Annotated in this window: 14 protein-coding genes; 11 read left to right on the forward strand and 3 right to left on the reverse strand. The window is 58.7% G+C overall.

What is annotated here, in order from left to right:
* Nucleotides 1–88 precede the first annotated feature (88 nt).
* The 3 genes from MFP24_RS16635 (at nucleotide 89) to MFP24_RS16645 (ending at nucleotide 2058) form a co-directional block, all read left to right on the forward strand.
* Entirely contained in the window at nucleotides 89–1183 is a 1095-nt protein-coding gene (locus tag MFP24_RS16635; RefSeq protein ID WP_407062013.1) for a dienelactone hydrolase family protein, read from the forward strand.
* A 241-nt stretch (nucleotides 1184–1424) separates the two neighbouring features.
* Nucleotides 1425–1694 (forward strand): hypothetical protein, encoded by a 270-nt coding sequence (locus tag MFP24_RS16640; RefSeq protein ID WP_009111471.1) that lies wholly within the window; start codon nucleotides 1425–1427, stop codon nucleotides 1692–1694.
* Nucleotides 1695–1707: 13 nt separating this feature from the next.
* A complete protein-coding gene (locus MFP24_RS16645) occupies nucleotides 1708–2058 on the forward strand; it encodes a type II toxin-antitoxin system RelE/ParE family toxin (protein WP_249231222.1) in 351 nt (116 codons plus the stop codon).
* A gap of 14 nt (nucleotides 2059–2072) precedes the next feature.
* On the opposite strand, the gene MFP24_RS16650 is transcribed toward MFP24_RS16645, so the two are convergent.
* The gene (locus tag MFP24_RS16650) at nucleotides 2073–3413 is read right to left on the reverse strand and encodes an MmgE/PrpD family protein (protein ID WP_249231221.1); all 1341 of its coding nucleotides are present in this window, start codon (nucleotides 3411–3413) and stop codon (nucleotides 2073–2075) included.
* Nucleotides 3414–3531: 118 nt separating this feature from the next.
* Nucleotides 3532–4518 carry a helix-turn-helix transcriptional regulator gene (locus MFP24_RS16655; RefSeq protein WP_249231220.1) on the reverse strand — a complete coding sequence of 329 codons (987 nt, stop codon included), beginning with the start codon at nucleotides 4516–4518 and terminating at the stop codon, nucleotides 3532–3534.
* A gap of 305 nt (nucleotides 4519–4823) precedes the next feature.
* Here MFP24_RS16655 and MFP24_RS16660 point away from each other — a divergent pair, with 305 nt between their 5' ends.
* Nucleotides 4824–7100, forward strand: coding sequence for a TonB-dependent siderophore receptor (locus tag MFP24_RS16660; protein ID WP_249231219.1), 2277 nt, complete (start codon nucleotides 4824–4826; stop codon nucleotides 7098–7100).
* 83 nt (nucleotides 7101–7183) lie between these two features.
* Here the strand turns inward: MFP24_RS16660 and MFP24_RS16665 are convergent, their stop codons facing one another.
* Nucleotides 7184–8803: a methyl-accepting chemotaxis protein gene (locus MFP24_RS16665; RefSeq protein WP_249231218.1), complete on the reverse strand. Its 1620-nt coding sequence runs from the start codon at nucleotides 8801–8803 to the stop codon at nucleotides 7184–7186.
* Between the two features lie 451 nt (nucleotides 8804–9254).
* Here MFP24_RS16665 and MFP24_RS16670 point away from each other — a divergent pair, with 451 nt between their 5' ends.
* From MFP24_RS16670 to MFP24_RS16700, 7 genes are all read left to right on the forward strand, one after another.
* On the forward strand, nucleotides 9255–10130 hold the full coding sequence (locus tag MFP24_RS16670; RefSeq protein WP_249231217.1) for a MurR/RpiR family transcriptional regulator: 876 nt from the start codon (nucleotides 9255–9257) through the stop codon (nucleotides 10128–10130).
* Nucleotides 10131–10180: 50 nt separating this feature from the next.
* Nucleotides 10181–11167 carry an agmatinase gene (locus MFP24_RS16675; protein ID WP_249231216.1) on the forward strand — a complete coding sequence of 329 codons (987 nt, stop codon included), beginning with the start codon at nucleotides 10181–10183 and terminating at the stop codon, nucleotides 11165–11167.
* Nucleotides 11168–11333: 166 nt separating this feature from the next.
* Nucleotides 11334–12119: a transporter substrate-binding domain-containing protein gene (locus tag MFP24_RS16680; RefSeq protein WP_249231215.1), complete on the forward strand. Its 786-nt coding sequence runs from the start codon at nucleotides 11334–11336 to the stop codon at nucleotides 12117–12119.
* Between the two features lie 25 nt (nucleotides 12120–12144).
* A complete protein-coding gene (locus MFP24_RS16685) occupies nucleotides 12145–13539 on the forward strand; it encodes an MmgE/PrpD family protein (RefSeq protein WP_249231214.1) in 1395 nt (464 codons plus the stop codon).
* Entirely contained in the window at nucleotides 13529–14260 is a 732-nt protein-coding gene (locus MFP24_RS16690; protein ID WP_249231213.1) for an amino acid ABC transporter permease, read from the forward strand. The genes MFP24_RS16685 and MFP24_RS16690 overlap by 11 nt, the downstream gene beginning before the upstream one ends.
* 16 nt (nucleotides 14261–14276) lie before the next feature.
* Nucleotides 14277–14939, forward strand: a complete 663-nt coding sequence (locus MFP24_RS16695; RefSeq protein ID WP_136166143.1) for an amino acid ABC transporter permease — start codon at nucleotides 14277–14279, stop codon at nucleotides 14937–14939.
* Nucleotides 14932–15684, forward strand: coding sequence for an amino acid ABC transporter ATP-binding protein (locus MFP24_RS16700; protein WP_249231212.1), 753 nt, complete (start codon nucleotides 14932–14934; stop codon nucleotides 15682–15684). The genes MFP24_RS16695 and MFP24_RS16700 overlap by 8 nt, the downstream gene beginning before the upstream one ends.
* Nucleotides 15685–15735: the final 51 nt, after the last annotated feature.

A 15735-nucleotide genomic window follows, 5' to 3' on the forward strand; every position in this document is an offset into this window, starting at 1 on the left:
TGGGACTACTATGATATACATTTCACGACGAGCACCGTTCTGGTTGCTGGCGGCCTGCCTGATCGCACCTTCACTGATGGCGCATGACATGACCTACCAAACTTCGGCGGTGACGGATGAAGGTCTGCCCTCATTTTATCCGCAGCTTAAGCGGCAAATGACCTACCCGGATTCCTGGCTGGTAAGCGAGCATTTTCGCTTCCCAGACTGGAAGCACCATGCCCGCCGGACGCTGCGCGCTTTGCTGCTGACGCCCGATTCGACCCGCGCTTTCGCGCCGCAGACGCTGGACCGGCAGGATCGCGGCGGCTATCTGGCTGAGAAAGTCGCGTTTAACCTGACGGATGAAAGCCGGGTCGGCGCATTATTGCTGACGCCTAACTCTCCCGGACCTCATCCCGCGGTGATCCTGCTGCACGATCACGGATCGACATTCGATATCGGCAAAGAGAAAGTGATCAAACCCTGGGGCGACCAACAGCGGCTTGTTTCCGCGCAGGCGTGGGCGGATAAGTTTTTCTCCGGACGTTTTATTGGCGATGAACTGGCGCAACGCGGCTATGTGGTATTGGCGGTGGACGCGCTGGGCTGGGGCGATCGCGGGCCGATGCAATACGAACGGCAGCAGGCGCTGGCGAGCAATTTCTTCAATCTGGGGCGTTCGCTGGCGGGGCTGATGGCCTATGAGGATATGCGGGCCGCGGACTTTCTGGCTTCGCTGCCGCAGGTGGACGAAGAGCGTATCGGCGCGCTCGGATTTTCCATGGGCGCCTACCGCGCCTGGCAGCTGGCGGCGCTGTCCGACAAGGTGGCCGCCACGGCGGCGGTAGCCTGGATCGGCACCTATGGCGGGCTGATGACGCCGGGGAATAACGCGCTGCGCGGCCAGTCGGCCTTTTATATGCTGCATCCCGGACTGGCGGCGCGGCTGGATTTCCCCGATGTCGCCAGCATTGCCGCACCCAGCCCGATGCTGTTTTTCAACGGCGCCGCGGATAGCTTATTCCCGAGCGATTCGGTGCAGCAGGCGTACGATAAAATGCGCCGCGTCTGGCAGTCGCAGCAGGCGGACGACAAACTGGAAACCCGAATCTGGCCGGAGCTGGGCCACGTTTTCGATCGGCAGCAGCAGGAAGCGGCGTTCAACTGGCTGGATCGGTGGCTGAACGTTGCCGGGCAGTAACAACGTTCGCATCAGGCGCCTAAGCGCGATGGCGCCGTTCATTTTTTCTATGAGTATAAATTTATAATAAATTTGATACCGATTAGGGCTGCTGCTACTATTTTCCTCGCTGGCGTTTTATTTCCACGCCCAGCGGCCGGCTCAAGTAGAGGTAATAATCAGCCGGTGATTATCCAGGATTTAACCGGCCTGTTTGTGGCATCCGTCCACTCGCCATCAGGTATCAGTGAGGAGGTTAAATATGACTAATACCATGTCCCAAAAAACAGCGCGGGAAGGTTTAGGCAATCCCGAACTTTTTGAAGGCGGCGTCTTTGTCACCAAAAACGGAGTAGCCGAGCTTTTTGTGCAGACGGCCGCGGAACGGCAAGCCGAACTGGCTGAAAGAGCCCGCGAGCGTCAGATTAACGCCCTGTTGAAACTCGTTATGAAAGGGAAACACGACATCGCCAACGATCGCAAAATGTCCCCCGAAGAAGCAAAACAGCGTCTACGCGATGCGCGGAGATAACGGGCAGTAATCAATGAATAAAATGGTGGTTTTGGCGCAGTCGGCCTTTGATAGCTTACGTGAAATCGAGTTTTATAAGTCTGCTATTATCGGGCCGCAGCAAGCCGCAATTTTTGTCGATGATCTGATTGATCGCTCCGTAGCCAGCATCAGCCGTTCCCCCACGCTTTACAAATTTAATCCGGATTTGGCTGACAAAGGTATCCAGGTGCGAGAATGGTTGGATATTCACCACGGCTATCGATGCTTTTACGATGACAGAGGCCCGGAGATTGAAATCCTGCTGTATGCCAGCACCAGACAAGATTTTGAGGCGGCACTTTACCGCCACAGTATTATTTATGCTGATTCATCGATTGAGTAGCTAGCGAGCGCGGCTTATGCCGGCGTGTCTATCAGCAGCTCCAACAGATATCGCAGGTCCCCCGCCTCTTGCAGTGCGCAGCGAGCCAGGATCCGCCGGCTATCCAGATGCGGCAATGCGCTGATATTCTGCGCCAGCTTCGCGCCGAGATCGGTGGGTTGCGCCGCCGTTTCCCGCCGGGTAACGCGGCGGGTCAGCGTTGCGCCGTCGCGCAGCAACAGGGTGACTTGATGGAAACGGGCGTCCGGATCCAGCTCGTCCGGCGGCGCGCTATCGTCCGCCAGCCGGGTAACCTTGTCCGCCAGCGCGGCGATGGCCGGATCCACCGCACCTTCCGCAAACCGCGCCAGTTTCAGTTCGCCTTCCAGCAGCGCCGCGGCAATCACATACTCCAGACTAAAACGCGCTTCCACACCGGTGGCGGCTTTACGGATAAACGGGGCGGTATCGCCGCCGGGCGGGAAGGAAACGGTGATGCCGGCTATACCATCCGCCAATGATGCGCCGCTTTCCCGCAGCGTTTGCCACTGCTCCCTGAGCGCGAAAGCCGCTTCCGCCGCGCTGTGGGTGCCGCCGCAGGTCGGGTAGCGTTTGAATTCCAGGCCGGGAGACAGGATCCGCCACGGCGACCCCCAGGATTCGACGAGCAGCCGTGGCTGCTGTTTCTGGTCGCCGTGCGCGGCCAGAAAGGCTTCCACAACCCCTTGAGCGTTGCCGTTGAAACCGGCCAGCCCGAGTTTGACCGCGGTGAGGCCGGCTCTTGCCGCCAGTCCGGCATGCAGCGGCTTGGCCGCGGAACCAAACTGGGCGCGCAAACCGGCGGCCTGCGTCGCCGCCAGGCCGAGGATATTCCGCGTCTGCGCGGCGGAGGCGCCGGCCAGCCGCGCCGCCGCCGCAGCAGCAGCAATGGTTCCCAGCGTGGCGGTGCTGTGATAGCCAAGGCTATAGTGGCGCGAGCCGCTGGCCAGGCCGATGCGTCCTGCGGCCTCCACACCGATAACGTAGGCGGTGAGAAACGCCTCTTCGGTTATGGCGGGGTTTTCCGCGGCCAGCGCGAACAGGGCCGGCAGGATCACGGTGCCAGAATGGCCGCGAAACGCCGGTTGATAGTCATCAAAGTCCAGCGCATGGCCGGCGTACCCCAGAATCAGACTGTTCGTCAGGCTGTCGGCGCCGCTAAATACCTGTTTTAACGGATAAAGCCCGCTGTCGGCGATAGCGCCCTGGGTAATGGGCAGGGCGGCGGCGACAAAATCGGTGACGCCCTGACGCGCGGCGTCAACGGCCGCCCGGTCTGGCGAACTGTGGGTAACGTAATCGGCGAGGGTAGCGGTTAAATCGGCAACGTTAGTCATAAATGGCGCAAAATCAGCAGTGGAAGATACCTTAATCTACTGCGCCCGGCCGACGGATGATTAATAGCCAAACGTAATGAATCATGCTTTTCGGCTATTAAGGGCGTAATGGCGCGTATCAGAAACGATCCTTCACCTGCCCCGGCGTGACGCCGAAGGCGCGGCGCAGCGCGGTGGCGAAGTTGGCCGGGCTGTTATAACCGGCGATGCTGGCCGCCTGCGCGATGCCTATCCCATCTTTTTGCAGCGCCAGCATCGCGCGCTGTAAACGGCAGTTACGCAGGTATTCAAACACGGTGATATTGAACGTCTGGCGAAAATGACGCTGTAGGGTACTTTCGCTCATGCTGACGCTTTTGGCGATTTCAGCCATGGAGAGGTGGTCGGCGGCGCCGCTTTCCAGCATATCGCGGATCTGATGGACCCGCTGATGATTGCGCAAGGTCACGCCGGGGGCGGTTTTGTCCCGCTGCGCCTGGCTGGTGAGCGAGCCGAACGCTTCGATAATCAGCAACATACACTGGGTTTCCAGATACAGCCGTTGCAGCGGGGTATGGCAGGGGCCGGCGTTCAGAATCTGCCAGGCGATGGCCAGCGCCTGACGCGACGGGATCCATAAATGGGTGGCGAGATGGGTTTGCGTGAAATCATAAATAGCCTGCCAGTCGCTGACGCTGTCCAGCAGATTGCCGTACAGCCATTCCCGGCTAAAGGTGAGCGACACGGTGCGTTCGTATTCGTCGCGTTTGCCGCTGCGGCTGAACCGTGTGGGTTCGGTTAGTGAAATCAGCGATGCGGGCTGATGCTTTCCCAGATGCAGCGGCTTTTCATCGTAGCTGATATGCGCGATGCCGTTTACCACGATAGCCAACTTTATCGCCCCGTTCAGCATACTCTGCGTTTTCATATTGTGCAGGTTGATCACATCGGCCGTGTGCAGAATCAGATCGCGGTTCAGTTGGATAACGTTAAAGCTGCCGAACAGCACCGGCGTATCGTCAATCAGCCTCGATCCCAGCAGTTGATAGTCATTGGTGACCAGGCTGGACTGCTGCACGATATGGTTCTTATAGATCGATTTTGACGATGGCAGCTGATTTTGCATGATCCCCTCTTACCTTGTCCGGTTATCGCCGGTCATTTTGCCGTTTTTGCAAAACAATTTGCTGTTTGCACAAACCCGGCCCTGAAAAACAAATGTAACAATGACCGCGCCGAATTGGTAATGCAAATACTTCTCAATAGCATTTTTCGTTGGCGGCCGGCGACGCGCGGGCGATAACCGCTGGTGATATCACAGGCTTGTCTCCACAAAGTATGGAGCCGGTTTTACGGCGATAAATAAAGCCTGTCACAGCTGCGTCCGCATCAGCGTCTTTCAAATTACGATTCTACAGGGCGATTTTAATCATGAGACTACCACCACGCCACTATCTGGCGACCCTTATCGGACTGAGTTGTGCGACTACGCCTTTCCTGAGCTGGGCCGAGACCCCAGCGGCCGATACGGCCTCTACCCGGCAGACTTCGCCGGATGCCGCCGCTGACTCCTCCGATACCATCGTGGTCACCGCCGCCGAGCAGACCCGTCAGGCGCCGGGCGTGTCGGTGATCACCGCGGAAGATATCGCCAAGCGCCCGCCGGCCAACGATCTGTCGGAACTGATCCGCACCATGCCGGGGGTGAACCTTACCGGGAACTCCACCAGCGGACAGCGCGGGAACAATCGCCAGATCGATATTCGCGGCATGGGGCCGGAAAATACGCTGATTCTGGTGGACGGCAAACCGGTTTCCAGCCGCAATGCGGTGCGCTATGGCTGGCGCGGCGAGCGCGATAGCCGCGGCGACACCAACTGGGTGCCGGCCGATATGGTGGAGCGCATCGAAGTGCTGCGCGGCCCGGCGGCGGCGCGCTACGGCAACGGCGCGGCGGGCGGGGTGGTGAACATTATCACCAAACAGCCGACGCAGGAGCTGCACGGCAGTTGGAATACCTATCTGAACGCGCCGCAGCATAAGTCGGAAGGCGCCACCAAACGCACCGATTTCAGCCTGATGGGCGGCCTGACCGATAATCTGAGCTTTCGTTTGTACGGCAATCTGAATAAAACGCAGGCCGACGCCAGAGATATTAATGAAGGGCATCAGTCCGAGCGTACCGGCAACCAGATCAATTCTCTGCCCGCCGGTCGGGAAGGGGTGCGTAATAAAGATATTAACGGCCTGCTGCGCTGGGATATCACCAAACAGCAGTCGCTGGAGTTTGAAGCGGGCGTCAGCCGTCAGGGCAATATCTATGCGGGCGATAGTCAAAATACCAATAGCAATGCCAATGTCCTCAGCAATTACGGCAAAGAGACCAATCGCATGTACCGGCAGAACTTTGCCGTCACGCACCGCGGCTATTGGGACAGCGGCGTCAGTTCGATGTCATATCTGCAATATGAACGTACCCACAATACCCGTATTCTGGAAGGATTGGCGGGCGGTACGGAGGGGATTTTCTCTTCACCTAATGCTTTTAGCACCATCAAACTGGATAGTTTCACCGCGCATAATGAAGTCAATATTCCGTTTAATGCTCTGTTCGATCAGGTGGCGACCATCGGCGTAGAGTGGAACGAGCAGAAAATGAAGGATCCGGTGTCGAATACGCAGACCACCACCGAAGCCGGCAGCATCGGTTCGCTGAGCAGCGCCGGGCGCAGCGACAAGACATCCGCCCGTCTGGCGTCGGCTTTTATTGAGGACAATATTCAACTGACGCCGAGTACGGTGCTGACGCCGGCGCTGCGTCTCGATCACCATAGCAAGGCGGGCACCAACTGGAGCCCGTCGCTGAACCTGTCGCAGGAACTGGGAGAGGATTACACCCTGAAACTGGGTATCGCCCGGGCTTACAAGGCGCCGAATCTGTATCAGACCAACCCTAACTATATCCTCTACAGCCGCGGCCAGGGATGTTACGGCGGCAGCTCACAGAGCTGTTACCTGCTCGGTAATGAAGACCTGAAAGCGGAAACCAGTCTGAATAAGGAGATCGGCCTGGAGTTCCACCGCAACGGCTTGACGGCGGGCATTACCTACTTCCACAATGATTACCGCAACAAGATTGAGTCCGGTTTGTCGCCGATTGGTCAGGCAGTCGGCGGAAGCAACCCCGCTTACGCCAATGCCAATATTTTCCAATGGGGAAATATCCCGAAAGCGGTGGTGCAGGGGCTGGAGGGCAGCCTGAACGTTCCGGTAACGGAGAGCATCAACTGGCGTAATAATCTGACGTGGATGCTGGAATCGAAAAATAAAACCACCGGCGATTATCTCTCCATCACGCCGGAGTTTACTCTGAACTCATCGGTTGAATGGCAGGCGACGGAACGGCTTTCCTTCCTGGCGGATGTCACCTGGTATGGTCGGCAGAAACCTAAAAAGTATGACTATAACGGCAACCGGGTGACCGGCAGCGCCAGTGATGAACTCAGTCCATATGCGTTATTCGGTCTGAGCACCACCTATGAATTTAATAAATATGTGAGCGTAACAGGCGGCGTGGATAATCTGCTGGACAAGCGCCAGTTCCGCGCCGGCAACGCGCAGGGGGTGAACAATATCGCCGGCGCGGGCGCCGCCACCTATAACGAGCCGGGCAGAACCTTTTTCGTCAGTCTGAATACCCGCTTCTAAGCGACGCCGGGGTTTCCCCGCGGGCGGACGATAATATTCCGGTCGCAAGATCGGATATTATCGCCGCGATTGACGCCCTGCGCTCAGGATACCGTCGCCGCCAGTTGCGGCACCGCCTGCGCGTCTGATTTTTCCTCGCCGTGCGTCCGATCCTGCTCCAGTTGGAAAATGGCGACCGCCAGCATCAACTGCCGGGCCTGCTCTTCCAGTGACGCCGCCGCGGCCGCCGACTGTTCCACCAGGGCGGCGTTCTGCTGGGTGACGCCGTCCATTTCCGTCACCGCCTGACTCACCTGACTGATGCCCTGACTCTGTTCGTCGGAAGCGGAGGCGATCTCTCCCATCAGATCGTTAACCTGACTGATGGCGGTAATGACGCCATCCATCACCTCGCCGGTACGCACCACCTGTCTGGCGCCCGCATCAACGCGATCGACCGACTCGGCAATCAATTCTGCAATTTCTTTCGCCGCCTGAGCGCTTTTCTGCGCCAGATTACGCACTTCGCCCGCCACCACGGCAAAACCGCGCCCCTGTTCGCCGGCGCGCGCGGCTTCGACGGCGGCGTTCAGCGCCAGAATATTGGTCTGGAAGGCGATGCTGTTGATCATGCTGGTGATCTCGTTGATTTTACGCGAGCTGGTGGCGATGCTGTCCATAATGGTGCCGAGCTCGCGTCCCATCTCCCAGCTCTGTCTGGCCACCGAGGTCGCTTTTTCCGTCAGGCTGCTGGCCTGATGCACGTTGTCGGTATTGTGTTTTACCGTGGTGCCCAGTTGCTCCATACTGGCGGCCGTCTGTTGCAGCGCCGCCGCCTGCTGTTCGGTGCGCGAAGAGAGATCGTTGTTGCCGGCGCTGATCTCCGCCGTTCCCTGATAAATGGAATCCGCGCTGTTGCGAATGGTCGCCACTGTCATTTTCAGGCTCTCCTGCATCTCCCTGAGATAAGGCACCAACTGGCCGGCATCGTTGCGCCCGAAATCCTCCAATGGGCGATCCAGTTTTCCCGCGGCCAGGGTACGGAAATGATCCCTGATCGACATCAACGGCTTCACCACATAGCCGGCCAGATAGCGGTCGGTCAACAGCAGAATAACGGCCCCGACGGCCATCGCCGCGATAAGGATGCGCTTGCACCATTCAACCAGCGTATACACGTGCCGCACGGTACCGCTGTCCGAGGCGATGGCCTGATAGCGGCCCGCCGCGCTGATAAAGCTTTCGTTCAGCGCCTGGAAATCGTCGCGGAACAGCCGGCGGTACTCGGCGAAGCGCTTCTCCAGCAGGGCCGTCGTCATCGGCTGCAGACCTTTCTCGATCAATAGGCTCCACGTGGCCACCACCTCATCGACGACGGGCGAGTCGATTTGCGTATGAGACTGATTTCTGAACTTTTCCAGATTTTCCTGACTGCTTCGCAACGCGGCGCCGGCGGAGGAGACGGTGTTATCGATGTCGTCCAGTTTGCCGCTCTGCATCAGCGTCATCGCCCGGTTGATGCGGATGGCTGAAAGCAGCGCCTGATCGGTGCCGCTGGTCAGGGTATTTAATGATTCCACCTGCGTATTGCCGAGCGTCAGATAATGGGTGGCCTGATTAAGCGATGACAGCGTAAACCACGACACGCCGCCCCATAACAACAGAAAAAGACTGAGAATAACCAACAAAACCTTTCTTATGGTGACGTTGCGTAAAAAGGACATATGTACTCCCAATGGCGTTGATATCAACCTGCCCAGTAGGAAGCTATCGGCAATCGGGCGAATTTCTTACATAGGTCTTTTTTATAGGTTATGCGCGGTATAACGCATGGACATCGCTGAGGGTAATTAACGACGACGCGCTCGGGGCGAGAGTAAGGTGAATCGGATGCCGCTACGGGATATTGCACCAAAGAGTGGCAGAGATTTTTCATTTCTGGTGCAAGCCATGTTTATCGTTTATTTACCAATGAAACGGTTTATTTCCGCGCCTTAAATTATTTTCGGCACAAAATGGTTCATTTGAATCATTTTGATTCTGCCTATATTGCCATATTGACTTTTGATGCCGCAATTTATCCGCAAATATTGAATCAAGTGAATCGACATGAATCGTTTTTGGCACGGCGGTTGCAATTCCTATCCCATAGCGATGCGAAAAACGGGCTAATTTATGGATCATCTTGCGTTGTGCCAACAAATAAAACAGCGATTTGAGTCGTTGCCGAAACAGGAACGGCTGGCGGCCAGTTTTGTGCTCGACCATCCGCAGGAAGTGATCGTTATGTCGATGCGCGAACAGGCGCGGCTGGCGGGCATTCCCCCTTCCACCATGACCCGGCTGGCGAAACGGCTCGGGCTGTCCGGTTACGATGAAATTCGCGCTATTTTCGTCGACGCCGCGCGGGGGCAGGGACATGAGTACGCTCCGCGCGTGCCGGCGCTGGTGGAGATGAAACAGAAAATGGGCGAAAGCTCGCTGGTGCTGGATTTAGCCAATACCACCACGGCCTATATTCAGAATCTATGCGAGAAGTCTACGCTGGACGCCATTGTCAGGGCGGCGAAAGTGCTCTCCGCGGGGCGGATGATTTATTGCCTGGGTTTGCGCTCTTCATTTCCGGTGGCCTTTCATTTCGCTCACGTAGCCACTTATTTTCAGGGAAATATCCGTTTAATCGAAGGGGCAGGAGAGAGCGGCATTATGGGCCTGATGAATAATATCAGCTCGAAAGACGTATTGCTGGTATGCAGCCTTTCTCCCTATGCCAGGCGCTCGGTGGCGCTGAGCCGTTATCTGGCGCAGCAGAAAGTGCAGGTCGTCGCCATTACCGATAACGCCAGTTCGCCGCTGGCGCGTATCGCCAGCGAAACCATCTTGGTAAAAAAACAAACCGCGTCTTTTTTTGACACCTTAACGCCGGCTTTTCTCGTCAGCGAATTATTGGTGGCGTTATTAGCCGCTACCGCGAAAGTGGACGTACAAGGCTTGGTAAATAGTACCGAAGAAAAATTATGGGCGATGGGCGAGTGGTGGAGCCTGAATTAATTCCGCCGCTGTTTATCGCATTATTATTTATTGCTACCAGGAAAAGAGAAATGATTGCCTATAAACCGGAATTGACTACCGCGCCGAAACACGGTCATAAGAGTCTGCTTTATTCGGAAGTCGTGACGGATTTAAATACGCTCGATTCCGTGGATATCGCCGTATTGGGTATTCCCTATGGTTCGCCGTATTCGATCGATGAAGTCAGCAACGATCAGACCCATGCGCCGACGGCGGTGCGTCAGGCGACCGATCGCGCGCTGCGCAGCTTCGAGCGCTATGACTTCGATATCGGCGGCCCGATGATGGACAACCAGCCGATTCGTATGGTGGATTGCGGCGATATCGCCGGCGATGCGCGCGAGTTGAACCGGCACTATGACGCCGCCGAGGCGGTGGTGCGCAAGATTCTGGCGCTAGGCGGCATGCCGTTGATCATCGGCGGCGATCACGGCATTCCCATCCCGGTGCTGCGCGCGCTGGAAGAGGTCGGCCCGATTACGCTGATTCATATCGACGCGCACCTTGACTGGCGTCAGGACGTGAACGGCGTCACCGACGGTTACTCCAGCCCGATCCGACGCGCGTCGGAGATGGCGCACGTCGGCGAAATCTTCCAGATCGGCCTGCGCGCCAACGGTTCCGCCCGGCAGGAAGAGGTGGACGCGGCGCTGGCGTACGGCGCACATCTGATTACCGCGCACGAACTGCATGACGCAGGTCCCGAGGCCATCCTCAGCCGTATTCCCGACGGCGGCAACTATTACATCACCATGGATGCGGACGGGATAGACCCGACGATTATGCCCGCGGTCAACGGTCCGGCGCTGGGCGGAGTGACCTACGGCGAAGCGCGAAAAATCATTCACGGCCTGGTGGAAAAAGGGCGCGTGGTGGGCATGGATATCGTCGAAATTACGCCTAAAAAAGATGTGAACAATATTACGGCGATTACCGCCTGTCGGTTCTTTATCAATCTGATCGGTATGGCGGTACGCGCCGGCTATTTTAAAAAAAGGTCCGCGAGCCAATTTTAATGTCGCATCAGCGACGGTTCGCAGGGCTGGCGGACGGTAATGATCCGCCACCATAAATAAACAGACACCATTTTACGCCGCCGGCGAAAACAGCGGCTTTTGCGCCAAAACCAGGGTTTTTTATTTATCCAACCTTTATTCAGTACGCCAAGTCAGGAGAGTTGTCATGAAAAGAAAGACATTATTGTCCGCGCTCGTCGGTGTCGTAGCGGCGTTTGCGGTGATGACGGCCAATGCCGCCAGCGTTCTCGACAACATTGTGAGCCAGAAGAATTTACGCGTGGCCGTACCGGTGGACTATCCGCCCTATGGCTACGTCGGCAGCGATATGCAGCCGCAGGGGGTAGATATTGATGTCGCCCGCCTGATCGGTGAAAAGATGGGCGTCAAGGTGACGCTGATTCCGGTGACCGGTCCCAACCGCGTTCCCTATCTGCAAACCGGTAAGGCGGATATGACCATCTCCTCGCTGGGGAAAACGGAAGAGCGCGCCAAAGTGATCGACTACAGCATCGCCTATGCGCCTTTCTTTGACGCGGTGTTCGGCAGCGGCAAGGTCAAGGCGACCACCACCGACGAGCTGGCGGGCAAAACCGTGGCGGTGACCCGCGGCTCCATGCAGGACGAAGAGTTGACCACGATGGCGCCGAAGGCGGTTATCCGCCGCTTCGAGGACAACAACAGCACCATCTCCGCTTTCCTGTCCGGCCAGACCGAACTGGTGGCGATCGGCACGACGGTGGCGGGCGCCATGAAACAGAAAAACCCCAGGCTTGATCTGGAGCTGAAGGTCATTTTGTCCAATTCGCCGTGCTATGTCGGGATGCCGAAAGACCAGCCGGAACTGGTTGCCAGGGTGAACCAGATCCTGCGCGCCGCCAAGGCGGACGGAACGCTGGATGCTATCGCGCAGAAATGGTTGGGCGCGCCGGCCGGCGATCTGCCGGAATGATGACGGTGGGGCCGGAGAAGCGGGCATGACGGAAAAACGCGCGACGCAGCTATTGGCCGATTGGCTGGCGGCCATAACGCCGGAGGCGATCCCCAGTTCGGTGCGCCGGGTAGCGCAGCGCTGCCTGGTGGATACGCTGGGAGTCATGCTGGCAGGCTCGGCGACCCGCGTTGCCGGACTGGCGCGCGCGACGGCGACGCAGTACGCCGCCGCCGGCCGGGCGGAGGCGGCGGGATGCGATGTCAATATGGCCGCGCCGGCGGCGGCGTTTGTCAACGCTACGGCGGCCCACGCCCTCGATTTTGACGATAACTGCTACGCCGGTTTCGCGCACGGCTCGGCGGTAATTGTTCCGGCGGCGTTAGCGCTGGCGCAGTCCCGTTCCGCCAGCGGAGAGGCGCTGATAACCGCGCTGGTGGCCGGCTCGGAATGCCAGTACCGGCTGGCGCAGGCCCTGGGAACGACGCTGTATGAACGCGGCTGGTGGACCACGGGCGTGCTGGGAACGGTAGGCGCCTGCGCGGCGGCGGCCCGGCTGCTGAAGCTGGATGCGGTCGCGACTGCGCAGGCGCTGGGGTTGGCTATCGCCGGAACCGGCGGGATGAAAAGCGTATTCGGCAGCGACGCCAAGCCGCTGCTGGCCGGCCGCGCCAGCGAGGCGGGCGTGATAGCCGCGCTGCTGGCCCAGCAGGGAGCCAGCGGGCCGACGGATGCCGTCGAACATCCACAGGGGCTGGCCGCGCTGTGCAACGCGGGGCGCTTTATGCGGGAACGGCTGGCGGCGGGCGATAGCTGGCGCCTGCTGAACCCCGGCATCGACGTCAAGCGTCTGCCGGTGTGCCTTTCCTCCCATGCGGCGGTGGACGGCGTGATGGCGCTGGCGCGCGAGCGGGCGCTCGAACCGGGCGATATAGTCCGCATCGTCTGCGATGTGCCGCCGCTGGTGGCGGCCAATCTGGCCTACCTGCGGCCGGTTTCCGTTCAACAGGCGCAGTTCAGTCTGCCGTTCGCCATCGCCGCGTCGCTCTCTTATGGCGAACTGACGCTGGATTGCCTCAATGACGAGACGGTGCGCAGTCCCGAACTGGCGCAACTGATGGAAAAAGTGGCGATGACCACCGGCCCGCGCTGGCGTGACGACGAACTGCTGCGCCGGGCGCCGGAGGGGGCGGCGGTTACGCTGGAGATGGCGGATGGGACGAAACACGAACGGTTTACCGCTCAGGCATGGGGAACGGCCGCCCGGCCGCTGAGCGATGACGAACTGAGCGACAAATTTCGCCGCTGCGCCGGCCGGGTCATGGACGCCGCGCAGATGCACAGCCTGCTCGGACGGCTATGGGCGGCGGAAACCCTGACTGACCTTGACGATTTACTGGCACTGCGCCCAACGCGGGGGAAAACGCCTGATGATGTTTGATTTTGCTACGGTACTGCGACAGTGGCCGTTGTTATTAACCGGAACGATAACGACGCTGGCGATGGCGCTGATCGCGACGCTGTTCGGCCTGTTGCTGGGCATCGCCTGCGGCTGGGGACGGGCCAGGGGACCTGCCTGGTTGCGTTTTCTGGTGGGCGCTTACGTGGAGCTTTTTCGCAATACGCCTTACATCGTGCAACTGTTTTTTATCTTCTTCGGGCTGCCGGCCGCCGGCGTGCAGCTGTCGGCGCTGACCGCCAGCGTGGCGTCGCTGATCCTCAACCTTGGCGCTTACTCCGCGGAGATCGTGCGGGCGGGGATCGAAACGACGCCGCGCGGCCAGATTGAGGCGGCGAAGAGTCTGGCGCTCAGCCGCTGGCAGATTTTCACCCGCGTCGTGCTGCCGCCGTCGCTGTCCCGCGTCTGGCCGTCGCTGGTAAGCCAGGTGATTATCATCATGCTGGGGTCGGCGGTGTGCAGCCAGATCTCCACCGAAGAGCTATCGTACAGCGCCAATCTGATCGCCAGCCGCTCGTTTCGCAATTTTGAATCCTACATTATCGCGGCGGCGATCTATCTGCTGCTCGCTATGGCGATGCGCCGGTTTTTGAACTGGCTGGGACCGCGCTTTATTTTTATGACGGGCCGCTCTTGCCGGACGTCTTCCGGGGCGTCGCTCAGCGGCGTTAAAAAATTCGCCCGGCGTATTTTCAACCGCTGACATCAGGAAAACGATCATGAGTGATTTCTCGCTGTGGGATATCTACCGTAATCTGCTGCTGGCGCTGCGCTGGACGGTGGGGCTGTCGGCCATCGCCTTTATCGGCGGCGGCATCGTCGGCGGCATTCTGCTGGTGTTGCGTCTGTCCGGCGGCGTCTGGCTGCAGCGCCTGGTCGCCGCGTACGTCAATCTGTTTCAGGGCACGCCGCTGTTGATGCAGCTCTTTCTGACCTACTTCGGACTGGGACTGCTCGGCATCGAAACCGCGCCGCTATTCGCCGCCAGCCTGTGCCTGACGCTGTACGCCAGCGCGTTTCTCACCGAAATCTGGCGCGGCAGCGTAGCGGCCATTCCGCGTCAGCAGTGGGAGGCGGCCGCCAGTCTGGCGCTGTCGTTCGGCGAACAGTTACGCTACGTAATACTGCCTCAGGCGATGCGCCTGGCTATCGCGCCGACGGTGGGGTTTATGGTGCAGGCGGTTAAAGCCACCGCGCTGGCCTCGGTGATCGGTTTTGTCGAACTGACCCGTTCGGGACAGATTATTTCCAATGCCACCTTCGCGCCGTTTCTGGTTTACGGCAGCGTGGCGCTCTTATATTTCATCCTGTGCTTTCCGCTGTCGCTCTGGAGCCGGCATCTGGAAAAGCATTTAACGCGGGGGACAACCGGCCATGACTAATTCCGCCCGGCATGCCAGCGGCTTTGCGCTGGTCGATATTTGCGGGCTGCATAAGCGCTTTGGCGACAACGAAGTGCTGAAGGGCATCGATTTGCAGATAAAACGTCAGGAGGTGGTGTGCATCATCGGCAAAAGCGGTTCGGGCAAGAGTACGCTGCTACGCTGCATCAACGGTCTGGAGTCCTTCCAGCAGGGGGAACTGCGCGTGGACGGTCAGCCGGTCCAATACGACGATGAGAGCGCCATGCGCGAGCTGCGTCAGGACGTCGGTATGATATTCCAGAGTTTTAACCTGTTTCCCCATCTCACCGTGGGGAGAAACATTATGCTGGCGCCGTCGCTGGTGAAGAAAATGACGAAAGATGAAGCGGAACGCGCCGCCCGCCAGCTGTTGCAGCGCGTCGGGCTGGCGGAAAAGTTCGACAGTTGGCCGGACAGCCTGTCCGGCGGACAGCAACAGCGCGTGGCGATCGCCAGAGCGCTGGCGATGAACCCGGAGGTTCTGCTGTGCGATGAGATCACGTCGGCGCTCGACCCGGAACTGGTGGGCGAAGTGCTACAGGTGGTTGAGAAGCTGGCCGGGGATGGCATGACCATCATTATGGTGACCCACGAGATGAATTTCGCCCGCAAGGTGAGCGATCGGGTGGTGTTTATGCATCAGGGAAAAGTCCATGAAATCGGCTCGCCGCAGGATATTTTCGATAATCCGCAAAGCGCGGAACTGAAACAGTTTTTAGCCTAATCGGCCATTAATCGACTAATTAACGTTGTCAAACCATAGGCATGGGCAAAC

It is taken from the genome of Brenneria tiliae (assembly GCF_023347575.1).
In the GTDB taxonomy this organism is placed as follows: domain Bacteria; phylum Pseudomonadota; class Gammaproteobacteria; order Enterobacterales; family Enterobacteriaceae; genus Brenneria; species Brenneria corticis.